We start from the raw sequence: 12,174 nt of genomic DNA on the forward strand, positions 1-12,174 counted from the left end.
CGCCGTCTCGCAGAACGAGGCGTGCGGCGTTGATGCGCCTGCTGTGCCGCCGAGTCTCCCCGGCGACGCCGCGCGTTACGAGAACTGACTGAAATCCGGCTTGCGCTTCTCGAAGAACGCCGTGAACGCCTCGCGCGCTTCAGGCGACACGAGCCGTTTGCCGAACTCCAGCGCCTCGTCTTGAATACGCGTCTGCACGTCGTGCGCGCTGTCGCCCTTCATCAGTTGCTTGGTCGCTCGCAGCGAACCGGCCGGCATGGCCGCCAGTTGCGCGGCGCGCTTGGCGGCGTAGTCGGCCAGTTCGTCCGCCGGTACAACGCGGTTGACGAAGCCCATCGCCACCGCCTCTTGCACATCGAACGGCTCGCCGAAGAGCAGCTTCTCGGCGGCACGCTGGTAGCCCGCCACGCGCGGCAGCAGCCAGCTCGACGCCGCTTCCGGGCACAACCCCAGTTGCGCGAACGGCAAGGAAAAGCGTGCCGTTTGCGTGGCGTACACCACATCGCAATGCAGCAGCAGCGTCGTGCCCACGCCCACCGCGTTGCCCGCCACGGCCGCAACAATGGGCTTGGTCGCCTGGCTGATCGCGCGCAGAAACTGGAATACCGGGGCGTCGCCGTCCTTCGGTGGGTGCTTCAGGAAGTCTTCGAGATCGTTGCCCGCCGAAAAAGCCTCCGGCTGCCCCTGAATCAGGATCACGCGCAACGACGGATCGGCCTCCGCCTCGGCAATGCCATCGGCCATCGCCTGATACATTGCAGCGGTAATCGCATTCTTCTTGTGCGCGCGATTGAAGGTCAGCACCTGCACCGCACCCTGGCGCCGCACCAATACGTCTTCCACGTCTTCCATCTCGTGTGTCTCCTCGGGATTGCCCGGCGTCTGACGACGCCGGATCACTGCCCCGCCGTAAATGACAGCGCCGGGGGCGTCAGCGCGTTCGCGCCTTCACACCCGGCGCCATGGGCTGCCGTCTGCCTTCTGCCTCCCACCGTCTGTCGGCCGGAAAGACGTCCGTGGCCGACAGGCGCGCAGACGACGCGCCCGCTTACATGCGCTCGAGAATCCCCGCCGCGCCCATGCCGGTGCCCACGCACATCGTCACCATGCCGTACTTCAGGTTGTGACGGCGCAGCGCGTGCACCACGGTCGCGGCGCGGATCGCGCCGGTCGCACCCAGCGGATGGCCCAGGGCAATGGCGCCGCCCATCGGGTTGACCTTGCGGGTATCGAGGTCCAGATCCTTGATGACGGCGAGGGCCTGCGCGGCGAACGCCTCGTTCAGTTCGATCCAGTCCATGTCCTGCTGCGTCAGGCCCGCCGCGCGCAGTGCCGCCGGAATCGCTTCCTTGGGACCGATGCCCATGATCTCGGGCGGCACGCCGCGCACGGCGAACGACACGAAGCGGGCAAGCGGCGTGAGATTGAACTGCTTGAGAATCTTCTCGCTCACGACGAGCAGCGCACCGGCGCCGTCCGACGTCTGCGAACTGTTGCCGGCCGTGACCGACCCCTTGTTCGCGAACACCGGACGCAGCTTGCCCAGCCCTTCGATCGATGTATCCGGCCGGGGACCTTCGTCAAGCGAGAGCGTGCGCGTCTTGATCGACACTTCGCCGGTGGCCAGATTCGGGAAGCGCTCGACGATCTCGATCGGCGTGATCTCGTTCGTGAACTCGCCGGCCTGTTGCGCCTGGATCGCCTTCTGGTGCGAGGCCAGCGCGAAGGCGTCCTGCGCGTCGCGCGTCACGCCCCACTGCTGCGCCACCTTCTCGGCGGTCAGCCCCATGCCGTAGGCGATGCCCACGTTCTCGTCGCGCTCGAAGATCGACGGCGAGAGTGACGGCGTGTTGCCCATCATCGGCACCATGCTCATGCTCTCGATGCCCCCGGCGATCATCGCGTCGGCTTCGCCCACACGAATGCGGTCGGCGGCCATCGCGAGCGCCGTGAGGCCCGAGGCGCAGAAGCGGTTGACGGTCACCCCGCCCACTGTGTTCGGCAGACCCGAGAGCAGCGCGCCGATACGCGCCACGTTCAGGCCCTGCTGGGCTTCGGGAATGGCGCAGCCGATGATGGCGTCTTCGATCACCTTCGGATCGAGATCCGGCACCTGCGCGAGCGCGCTCTTGAGGATCGTCGCGAGCAGATCGTCCGGACGCGTGTTCTTGTAGCTGCCCTTGGGTGCCTTGCCGATCGGCGCGCGCGTGGCGGCAACGATGTAGGCGTCTTGCAGTTGTTTGCTCATGTCAGTCTCCGATCGGCTTAGTTACGCACCGGCTTGCCGGTTTGCAGCATGCCCATGATGCGTTCCTGGGTCTTCGACGTGCCCAGCAATTCGATGAAGGCGCGACGCTCGAGCGCCAGCAGCCATTCTTCGTTCACGAGGCTGCCCGCTTCGACGTCGCCGCCGCATACGGCTTCGGCGATGCGCGAGGCGATCAGGAAGTCGTGCGCCGAGATGAAGTTACCGTCGCGCATGTTCACGAGCGACGCCTTGATGGTCGAGATCCCCGAGCGACCGGCCACAGGAATGCCGGCCGGCTTGAGCGGCGGACGATAGCCGGCAATGGCCAGCGCACGCGCTTCGTTGCGGGCGACCGACAGCAGTTCATGCACGTTGTACACGACGGTGTCCGTCGGCTTCAGATAGCCCATGTCGCGGGCGTCGAGTGCCGAGGCCGAGACCTTCGCCATTGCCGCGTTGGTGAACGACTTGGTGACGAACTGGAGATACTGCACACTCCCCGCCGCGTTCGCCGCGTCGGCCGCACGGATCGCGGCTTCCTTCAGACCGCCGCCGCCCGGCACGAGACCCACGCCGACTTCCACGAGACCGATGTAGCTCTCGAGCGCCGCCACACGCTTGGCGCTATGCAGCAGCAGTTCGCACCCGCCGCCCAGCGCAATGCCGGAGACCGCCGAGACAACCGGCACCTGCGCGTACTTCACGCGCATCATGCCGTCCTGGAATTTCTTGATGAAGGGTTCGATCCCCTTCGCGCCGCCCATCATGAAGGCCGGCATGGCGGCTTCCAGATCGGCGCCGGCAGAGAACGGGCCGCCCGGCGCGCCGAGTTTGAGCGACGTCGGCTGCCACACAACCACACCGCGATATTGCTGCTCGGCCAGATCGATCGCGCGGGTCAGACCGTCGATCACGGCCGGCCCGATGGTGTTCATCTTCGACTTGAACGAGACGATAAGCACATCGTCCTGCCCTGGGGTTTCGTCGACCCACAGGCGCACGGCGTCGTTCTCTTCAATGGTCTTGCCGAACTTGCGCGGGTCGGCGCTGGCGTCGCCCACGAGCGAGGCCGGGAAGACCTGACGCTGATACACCGGCAGCGTGCTGCGCGGCGCGAACGCATCCTTGGCCGGCGCGTACGAGCCTTCCGCGGTATGCACACCGCCGGCCTCGGCGACCTTGCCGCTCGTCACCCACGCAGGCAGCGGCGCGTTCGACAGCGCGTGGCCCGCATCGATATCTTCCTGCACCCACTGGGCGATGTCCTTCCAGCCTGCGGCCTGCCAGTCCTCGAACGGACCGGTGCTCCAGCCGAAGCCCCAGCGAATCGCGAAGTCGACTTCACGCGCGTTGTCGGCGATCTGTTCGAGATACACGCCGATGTAGTGGAACACGTCACGGAACACGGCCCACAGGAACTGAGCCTGCGGGTTGGTCGATTCGCGCAGCAGACGCAGACGTTCGGCCGGGGCCTTCTTCAGAATGCGCACGACCATCTCATCGGCCTTCTTGCCCGACTCGACGTACTCGCCCGACTGCGGGTCGAGCACCTTGATGACCTTGCCTTCCTTCTTGTAGAAACCCGCGCCCGTCTTCTGTCCCAGTGCGCCCTTCTCGACGAGGGCTTTCAGCACCGGCGGCGTGGCGTAGGTCGACGCGAACGGGTCGTCCTTGAGGCCGTCCTGCATCGTCTTGATGACGTGCGCCATCGTGTCCAGGCCAACCACGTCGGCCGTGCGGAACGTGGCCGACTTGGCGCGGCCCAGCTTGCTGCCGGTCAGGTCGTCGACGACATCGAACGGAATACCGTACTTTTGCGCTTCGGCGAACACCGCCAGAATCGAGAACACCCCTACCCGGTTGGCGATGAAGTTCGGCGTGTCCTTCGCGCGCACCACGCCCTTGCCGAGCGTGGAGGTGAGGAACGTTTCGAGCTGATCGAGGATGGCCGGCGCGGTGGTCGCGGTCGGAATCAGCTCGACCAGATGCATGTAGCGCGGCGGGTTGAAGAAGTGCACGCCGCAGAAGCGCGACTTGAGGTCGGCGTCGAAGCCTTCCGAGAGTTCGGTGATCGACAGACCCGACGTGTTCGACGCGAAGATCGCGTGCTTGGCCAGATGCGGCGAGACCTTCTTGTACAGGTCGTGCTTCCAGTCCATGCGCTCGGCGATCGCCTCGATCACCACGTCGCAGCCGGCGAGCTTCTCGAGGTCGTCCTCGTAGTTCGCCGCCTCGATGTATTGCGCGTCGGCCTTGTCGGCGAACGGCGCGGGGCTCAGCTTCTTCAGGCCATCGACGGCACGCATGACGATGCCGTTCTTCGGGCCTTCCTTGGCCGGCAGATCGAACAGCACGACGGGCACTTTCGCGTTGACGAGGTGGGCAGCGATCTGCGCACCCATCACGCCGGCGCCGAGCACAGCGACCTTGCGTACGACCAGGGGTTTATTGGTTTGGCTCACAGTGATCTCCTCCGCTCTCAGAACAGGTCGACGTCGACTTCCATCAGCGTCTTCGCACCGGCACGGGCCATGCGGATTTGCGACGCGGTCTCCGGCAGCAACTTGGCAAAATAGAAACGCGCCGTGGCGAGCTTCGATTCGTAGAACTTGTCGCCGCTGCCTTGCTTGTCAAGCGCAATGCGCGCCATGCGTGCCCAGAAGTAAGCGAACACGAGATGGCCGACCACGCGTTGATACGGCACCGAGGCAGCGCCCACTTCGTCGGGATTGGCCATGGCCTTCATGCCGATTTCCATCGTCAGCTTCTGCACCTTGTCACCAATGTCCGCGAGCGGATTGACGAACTCCTGCATGGCTTCGTTCGTGCCTTCGGCCTCGACGAAGTCCTGCACGAGCTTGCCGAACTTCTTGAGCTTCGCCCCCATGTCGCCGAGCACCTTGCGGCCCAGCAGGTCGAGCGCCTGAATCGAGTTCGTGCCCTCGTAGATCATGTTGATGCGTGCGTCGCGCACATACTGCTCCATGCCCCACTCGGCGATATAGCCGTGACCGCCGTAGATCTGCATCGCGTGGTTGGTGCACTCGAAGGCGTTGTCGGTCAGGAAGGCCTTGATGATCGGCGTGAGTAGCGCAACCAGATCCGCCGCCTCGCGGCGCTCGGCTTCGTCACCATGCGACAGTTCCTTGTCGATGTGCAGCGCGGTCCAGTACGAGAACGCACGACCGCCTTCCACATAGGCCTTTTGCGTGAGCAGCATGCGGCGCACATCCGGATGCACGATGATCGGATCGGCCGGCTTGTCCGGCGCTTTCGGGCCGGTGAGCGAGCGCATCTGAATGCGCTCCTTCGCGTACACCAGCGAGTTCTGGTAGGCGACTTCCGTCAGGCCCATGCCCTGCATGCCCACGCCCTGACGCGCGGCGTTCATCATCACGAACATGGCGTTCAGACCCTTGTTCGGTTCGCCGACGAGCCAGCCGCGCGCGCCGTCGAGGTTCATCACGCAGGTGGCATTGCCGTGAATGCCCATCTTGTGCTCGATGGACCCGCACTTGATGCCGTTGCGCTCGCCCGGCGCGCCATTCGCGTCGGGGATAAACTTCGGCACGACGAACAGCGAGATGCCCTTCGTTCCCGGCGGGGCATCCGGCAGTCGGGCCAGCACCAGGTGAACGATGTTGGCGGCCATGTCGTGCTCGCCCGCGGAGATGAAGATCTTGGTGCCGGAGATCGCGTACGAGCCGTCGCCATTCGGCTCGGCCTTCGTGCGCAACATGCCCAGGTCGGTACCGCAATGCGGCTCGGTCAGGCACATCGTGCCGGTCCATTCGCCCGACACGATCTTCGGCAGATAGGTGGCTTGCAGCTCGGGCGTGCCGTGGGCATGCAGGCATTCGTAAGCACCATGCGACAGGCCGGGATACATCGTCCAGGCCTGGTTGGCCGAGTTGAGCATTTCGTACAGGGCGTTGTTGACGACCTGCGGCAGCCCCTGGCCGCCGAACGCCGGATCGCACGCCAGCGAGGGCCAGCCGGCCTCGACGTATTGCTGGTACGCCTGCTTGAAACCGGTCGGCGTCGTGACGACACCATCGCCTTCGTACTTGCAGCCTTCGCGATCGCCCACCTGGTTCAGCGGGAAGACGACTTCACTACAGAACTTGCCGGCTTCTTCGAGCACCTGGTTGATGGTGTCGGCGTCGATGTCCGCGTGTTTCGGCAATGCCTTCAATTCGTCTTCCACGCCCAGCAGTTCGTGCAGAACGAATTGCATGTCGCGCAGCGGCGCGTTGTACTGTCCCATGACCTACTCCTCCGAACAAATCGAATTGAATCGCGGACGGCTCGCGCCTCACCCGCGCTGATAAGACGAAATCAGTTTTTCCAATGCCACCCGGGTCATCTCGACCGCCCCCGGCTCCCGAAGGAACCGCGCGTCGTGATGCAATCCGAGCGTCAGGCTGTACATTTCAAAGAGCATCAGGCGCGGATCGGTGTCCGAGCGCAGATGCCCCTCCTCCTTCGCTTGCGTGATCGCGCGCAGCAGGGCCGATCGCCACAACCGCACGCTCTTCACCAAGGCCTCGCGCACCGGGCTGGCCGCGCGATCGTCGTACTCGACGGCACCGCTGATATAGATGCAGCCCGTCGTCACCTCGCGAATGCGCTTGTCCATCCAGCGATCCACCAGCGCCCTGAGTCGCGGCAAGCCGCGCGGCGCTTCCATGCCGGGCGCAAACACCTCTTCCTCGAAACGCCGGTGATATTCGCGCAGCACTTCAATCTGCAAGTCCTCTCGCGAACCGAAGTGCGCGAAGACACCGCTCTTGCTCATCTGCATACGGTCGGCCAGCAAGCCGATCGTCAGCCCCTCGAGTCCATCGCGCCCCGCGAGTTCCAGCGCGGCATTCAGGATTGCGGCTCGTGTCTGTTCACCCTTTCGCATGTGTTTGGCATCGCTTTGGTTATCCGTTCTCCGATGCTAACCAAAAAATCGAACGGCCGTCCTATTATTGAGGGACACCCTGGGGCGAACAAGGAATTTATTAGATCGGAATACCTAATCGGTATCGTCGAGCGGGCGGGCTTCGGCGGCGTCGGCGCAAGGCCCCACGCGCGTTGAGCGGCAGGAAAATCGGTCGACGTCCGGCCGAAAATCAGTCGTATTTGCCGCGCGTGAGCAGACGCATCACGAGGCGGTAGAGACGGTACGCCGCCCATTGCCGAAAGCGACGCCAGCGCGAGCGTTCGCCGTATCGGGCAGGGTCGATGAGGCGGGCCTCGGCGAAGGCCTGGCGGATATGGTCGCGCAGTTCGATGACCAACGGGTCGTCAAGCACCACCACGTTGGCTTCGTGATTCAGGAACAGGGACAGGGCGTCCAGGTTGGAGGAGCCGACCGTCGCCCACACATCGTCGACGACGGCTACCTTGCCATGCAGTTGGCGCACGTCGTACTCGCCGATGCGCACGCCCGCGTCGAGCAACTTGGCGTAAAGCCAGGGCACAGCCGTATCGAGCAGGCGGAATTCGTTGCGCCCGATCAGCAGATGCACCGCCACGCCACGCTTGGCCGCCTGCGTCAGCGCGCGCCGCAGACGTCGGCCGGGCACGAAGTAGGGGTTCGCCAGCCAGACCTCGTGGCGCGCGCGGCCCAGCGCCATCAGATACGCCTTCTCGACCGAGCGGCGATTGTGCAGGTTATCGCGCGCGACGAAGGCCGCCTGACCGGCGTAAGGCGCATGCATGCGCCCCCGTTGCCCGCGGCGCCGATGACGAAACGGCGTGCCCAGATAACCCGGCGCGAGGCGCAGCCACTGAATGTGAAACGCGATGGAGATCTCGGCGACGACGGGTCCGCAGCATTGCACCGCAAAGTCCCAGCGCGGATCGTCCATGCGCGCGCCGCCACCGGCATTGTCGTCGTCGATGATGTTGATGCCGCCGACGAACGCGACCGCATGATCGATGACGGCCAGCTTGCGGTGCGTGCGCGAGAACCCGAACTTGCCGAACAACCGCGGATTGTAGATGCGATGCATCACCCCGCTCTCGCGCCAGTCGGCAAGAAATGGCAGGCGGCGGCTTGTGCCGATGCCGTCGAGGATGACACGGACCGCAACACCGCGCAGTGCGGCGCGGTTCAGCGCATCGGCGACCTGCTGCCCGGCGGCGTCCGCCTCGAAAATATAGGTCTCCAGTACCACTTCGCGCGTGGCGCGGTCGATCGCGGCGACCAGCGCGGTGAAATAGCGCTGACCGAGATAAAGCAGCGTCAAATCGTTATCGCGGGAGAACGGCAGGTATTTGCTCATCGGCGCGCGGTGCCGCGGCTAGCGCACGCGCAACGGCAGTTGCCGGATGGCATCGCCGTTCGAGGGAGAGAAACAGCGCGCAGCGGCTGCTTCCCACGGCAGCCACGCGTAGGCGACGTGCTCGCGTGGCGAGAGCGTCACGGCGGTGTTCTCCGGCACGCACAAGCCGAACCAGTGTTCCGTATTGCGCGTGACGCCCGGCGCATAGCGATGCGCCCAGCGCGGATAGATGTTGTACTGAATTTCGTGCTGCCAATCGCTCAGGGCCGCGGCGGGCACGGGCGAGCCGTTCGCCACGCGAATGCCGGTCTCCTCGAAGACTTCGCGCACGGCCGTCTCGACCAGCGGCTCGTCGAGCCGGTCCTTGCTGCCGGTGACCGACTGCCAGAAGTTCTCGGCATCGGCGCGCTCGATGAGCAGGACGTCGAGTGCCGGCGTATAGATCACGACGAGCACGGATTCGGGAATCTTGAAGGGCTTCATGCAGGCGGCATTCGATAACAGCACCGACGACCGGCACCGATGATGCATTGTATAGGGCAAACGCCGCGCGTTGCGGTGCGCGCGAGGCGAACTGCCGTCCACTGCCGGCCTTGCTCCGGCCCCGCGCATCGCCCCCAAAAAGCGAAAACCCCCTCGCCTGACGGCAGAGGGGGCTGGCATCGTGCGAGCGGGACCGCTGATCGGCCCCGTCGGCCACGTCAGATCTTCGGCGCTTCCGGCTGGCGCAGGCGGATATGCAGATCGCGCAGTTGACGCTCGTCGACCGACGACGGCGCCTGCGTGAGCAGATCCTGCGCACGTTGCGTTTTCGGGAACGCGATCACGTCGCGGATCGAATCGGCACCGGCCATCATCGTAATGACGCGGTCCAGACCGAACGCGATACCACCGTGCGGCGGCGCGCCGTACTGGAGCGCGTCGAGCAGGAAGCCGAACTTCGCACGGGCTTCTTCCTCGCCGAGATTGAGCGCGCGGAACACCTTGCTCTGCACGTCTTCCTGGAAGATACGGACCGAACCGCCGCCGATTTCCCAGCCGTTGAGCACCATGTCGTAGGCCTTGGCGAGGCACTTGCCCGGATCGGTCTCGAGGTAGTCGATGTGCTCGTCCTTCGGGCTCGTGAACGGGTGATGACACGCGACCCAGCGGGCGTCTTCTTCGTCGTACTCGAACATCGGGAAGTCGACGACCCACAGCGGGCGCCAGCCGGCTTCGAACAGGCCGTGGCTCTTGCCGAATTCCGAGTGACCGATCTTCAGGCGCAGCGCGCCGATACCGTCGTTGACGACCTTGGCCTTGTCCGCGCCGAAGAAGATGATGTCGCCGTCCTGCGCACCGGTGCGCTCGAGAATCGAGGCGACAGCGGCGTCGTGCAGGTTCTTCACGATCGGGCTTTGCAGACCGTCGCGACCCTTGGCAACTTCGTTGACCTTGATCCACGCCAGACCCTTCGCGCCGTAGATCTTCACGAAATCGGTGTAGGCGTCGATTTCGCTTCGCGAGATCTCCGCGCCACCCGGCACGCGCAACGCGACCACGCGGCCGCCTTCGGTCGTGGCCGGCACCGAGAACACCTTGAAGTCCACGTCGCCCATCACGTCGGTCAGCTCGGTGAATTCGAGCTTCACACGCAGATCGGGCTTGTCGGAGCCGAAGCGACGCATCGCTTCCGCGTACTCCATGACCGGCACCTTGGCGTCGAGTTCGACGTCGATGGCTTCCTTGAACACGTGACGAATCATGTTCTCGAACAGATCGCGGATTTCCTGCTCCGAGAGGAACGAGGTTTCGCAGTCGATCTGCGTGAATTCCGGCTGACGGTCGGCACGCAGGTCTTCGTCGCGGAAGCACTTGGTGATCTGGTAGTAGCGATCGAAGCCGGCCACCATCAGGAGCTGCTTGAAGAGCTGCGGCGACTGCGGCAGCGCGAAGAACATGCCGGCGTTCACACGCGACGGCACGAGATAGTCGCGCGCGCCTTCCGGGGTGCTCTTCGTGAGCATCGGGGTTTCGATGTCGATGAAGCCTTGCGCGTCCAGATACTTGCGCACTTCCATCGCCACCTTGTAGCGCAGGCGCAGGTTGTATTGCATCTGCGGACGACGCAGATCCAGCACGCGATGCGTGAGGCGCGTGGTTTCCGACAGGTTTTCGTCGTCGAGCTGGAACGGGGGCGTAACCGACGGGTTGAGCACTTCGAGGGCGTGGCACAGCACTTCGATCTTGCCGCTCGTCAGGTTGGCGTTCTCGGTGCCCGCCGGACGGCTGCGCACCAGGCCCGTGATCTGCACGCAGAACTCATTGCGCAGGCCTTCGGCGGCCTTGAACATCTCCGCTCGGTCCGGATCGCACACGACCTGCACCAGACCTTCGCGATCGCGCAGGTCGATGAAGATGACCCCGCCGTGATCACGGCGGCGATTGACCCAGCCACACAGCTTGACCGTTTGGCCCAGTTGTTGCTCGGTCACCAGACCGCAGTAGGAGGTACGCATGGACATTTTGCTGTTCCGATTTTCAAAAAATGGCGCCGGCGATTCCCGGTGGCTCAGAGGAGCGGGCCGGGACGTTGCTGGCGCGGGTTGTGGGCGGGCGCCACCACGCCCATCGATACGATGTACTTGAGGGCGGCATCGACCGTCATGTCGAGTTCGATCACGTCGCTCGTCCGCATCATCAGGAAGAATCCCGACGTCGGGTTCGGCGTCGTCGGAACATAGACGCTCACGTACTCGCCCTGCAAGTGATTGACCACGTCGCCACCCGGCGCGCCGGTCAGGAAAGCGATGGTCCAGGAGTCCGCGTGCGGATACCGCACGAGCAACGCCTTGCGAAACGCGTTGCCGTTGCTGGAAAGCAAGGTGTCGGAGACCTGCTTGACGCTACCGTACAGCGGTCCGACGATGGGAATGCGCGTCAGGATGGCTTCCCACCAGCCGACCAGCTTCTGGCCGATGAAATTATGCGCCAGAAGACCGACGACGAACACGAACGCCAGCGTCACCACCACGCCGAAACCCGGCACGCGCATGCCGATGAGGTGTGACGGCTGCCAGTCGTCGGGCAGCAGCAACAGGGTCTGGTCCATCGTGCCGATGATCAGGCCGAGCACCCAGAGCGTGATGGCGAGCGGCACCAGCACCAGCAGGCCGGTGAGGAAAATCGTCTTCAACGCGGGTTTTTTGACGCGCATGGCAGGGCTCGCGAATGTGGGCGGCTACGGGGTGTCAGCGGGCGTATCGGTGTGTCGGCGTTGGCGCATCGGTCATGTCGCGCCCGCACGCACACCGGTCTCTCTATCTCAGTGGCAGGCGCAACCGCCGCCACAGCTTGCCGCCGGCGCGCTCGACGACTCGCCGCCGGACGACGAGGCCGCCGAGGACGACGACGCGCTCTCGCCCGACGCTGCCGCCGGCGCGCCCGACGACGCGCCCGAGGCCGGAGCGCTCGTGCCGCCCGAACCGCCACGGAAATCGGTCACATACCACCCCGAGCCCTTGAGCTGGAACCCGGCCGCGGTGACCTGCTTGCGAAACGAGTCCTTGCCGCATTCTGGGCACTGGGAGAGCGGATCATCGCTCATTTTTTGCAGCACATCCTTGGCGAAACCGCATGTTTCGCAACGATAGGCATAGATAGGCATGG

10 protein-coding genes are annotated in these 12,174 nt (G+C 64.6%); all 10 read right to left on the minus strand.

Going from position 1 to position 12,174, the window contains the following annotated elements; all coding sequences use genetic code 11:
- Positions 1 to 75 precede the first annotated feature (75 nt).
- The 10 genes from PEP31012_RS04960 to PEP31012_RS05005 all read right to left on the minus strand — a co-directional run bounded on the left by PEP31012_RS04960 (position 76) and on the right by PEP31012_RS05005 (position 12,172).
- Entirely contained in the window at positions 76 to 852 is a 777-nt protein-coding gene (locus PEP31012_RS04960; RefSeq protein WP_150588241.1) for an enoyl-CoA hydratase, read from the minus strand.
- A 196-nt stretch (positions 853 to 1,048) separates the two neighbouring features.
- On the minus strand, positions 1,049 to 2,248 hold the full coding sequence (locus tag PEP31012_RS04965; protein ID WP_150588242.1) for an acetyl-CoA C-acyltransferase: 1,200 nt from the start codon (positions 2,246 to 2,248) through the stop codon (positions 1,049 to 1,051).
- 17 nt (positions 2,249 to 2,265) lie between these two features.
- Positions 2,266 to 4,710 carry a 3-hydroxyacyl-CoA dehydrogenase/enoyl-CoA hydratase family protein gene (locus PEP31012_RS04970; protein ID WP_150588243.1) on the minus strand — a complete coding sequence of 815 codons (2,445 nt, stop codon included), beginning with the start codon at positions 4,708 to 4,710 and terminating at the stop codon, positions 2,266 to 2,268.
- 17 nt (positions 4,711 to 4,727) lie between these two features.
- On the minus strand, positions 4,728 to 6,515 hold the full coding sequence (locus tag PEP31012_RS04975) for an acyl-CoA dehydrogenase C-terminal domain-containing protein (RefSeq protein WP_150588244.1): 1,788 nt from the start codon (positions 6,513 to 6,515) through the stop codon (positions 4,728 to 4,730).
- 48 nt (positions 6,516 to 6,563) lie between these two features.
- Entirely contained in the window at positions 6,564 to 7,157 is a 594-nt protein-coding gene (locus tag PEP31012_RS04980) for a TetR/AcrR family transcriptional regulator (RefSeq protein ID WP_150588245.1), read from the minus strand.
- Between the two features lie 211 nt (positions 7,158 to 7,368).
- Positions 7,369 to 8,526: a cardiolipin synthase ClsB gene (gene clsB, locus PEP31012_RS04985; RefSeq protein ID WP_150588246.1), complete on the minus strand. Its 1,158-nt coding sequence runs from the start codon at positions 8,524 to 8,526 to the stop codon at positions 7,369 to 7,371.
- A gap of 18 nt (positions 8,527 to 8,544) precedes the next feature.
- Positions 8,545 to 9,009, minus strand: coding sequence for a dihydroneopterin triphosphate diphosphatase (gene nudB / locus PEP31012_RS04990; RefSeq protein WP_150588247.1), 465 nt, complete (start codon positions 9,007 to 9,009; stop codon positions 8,545 to 8,547).
- Between the two features lie 218 nt (positions 9,010 to 9,227).
- The gene (aspS, locus tag PEP31012_RS04995) at positions 9,228 to 11,030 is read right to left on the minus strand and encodes an aspartate--tRNA ligase (RefSeq protein WP_150588248.1); all 1,803 of its coding nucleotides are present in this window, start codon (positions 11,028 to 11,030) and stop codon (positions 9,228 to 9,230) included.
- Positions 11,031 to 11,077: 47 nt separating this feature from the next.
- On the minus strand, positions 11,078 to 11,722 hold the full coding sequence (locus PEP31012_RS05000; RefSeq protein ID WP_150588249.1) for a DUF502 domain-containing protein: 645 nt from the start codon (positions 11,720 to 11,722) through the stop codon (positions 11,078 to 11,080).
- A 108-nt stretch (positions 11,723 to 11,830) separates the two neighbouring features.
- Complete coding sequence (locus PEP31012_RS05005; protein ID WP_150588250.1) at positions 11,831 to 12,172, minus strand: FmdB family zinc ribbon protein; 342 nt, start codon at positions 12,170 to 12,172, stop codon at positions 11,831 to 11,833.
- Between the last annotated feature and the right edge of the window lie 2 nt (positions 12,173 to 12,174).

Source organism: Pandoraea eparura (genome assembly GCF_902459725.1).
Classification (GTDB): Bacteria; Pseudomonadota; Gammaproteobacteria; order Burkholderiales; family Burkholderiaceae; genus Pandoraea; species Pandoraea eparura.

Coding starts and splice junctions, on each gene's coding strand:
- PEP31012_RS04960 (WP_150588241.1), bottom strand. CDS start 852: ATGGAAGACGTGGAAGACGTATTGGTGCGGCGCCAGGGTGCGGTGCAG.
- PEP31012_RS04965 (WP_150588242.1), bottom strand. CDS start 2,248: ATGAGCAAACAACTGCAAGACGCCTACATCGTTGCCGCCACGCGCGCG.
- PEP31012_RS04975 (WP_150588244.1), bottom strand. CDS start 6,515: ATGGGACAGTACAACGCGCCGCTGCGCGACATGCAATTCGTTCTGCAC.
- PEP31012_RS04980 (WP_150588245.1), bottom strand. CDS start 7,157: ATGCGAAAGGGTGAACAGACACGAGCCGCAATCCTGAATGCCGCGCTG.
- clsB (WP_150588246.1), bottom strand. CDS start 8,526: ATGAGCAAATACCTGCCGTTCTCCCGCGATAACGATTTGACGCTGCTT.
- nudB (WP_150588247.1), bottom strand. CDS start 9,009: ATGAAGCCCTTCAAGATTCCCGAATCCGTGCTCGTCGTGATCTATACG.
- aspS (WP_150588248.1), bottom strand. CDS start 11,030: ATGTCCATGCGTACCTCCTACTGCGGTCTGGTGACCGAGCAACAACTG.
- PEP31012_RS05000 (WP_150588249.1), bottom strand. CDS start 11,722: ATGCGCGTCAAAAAACCCGCGTTGAAGACGATTTTCCTCACCGGCCTG.
- PEP31012_RS05005 (WP_150588250.1), bottom strand. CDS start 12,172: ATGCCTATCTATGCCTATCGTTGCGAAACATGCGGTTTCGCCAAGGAT.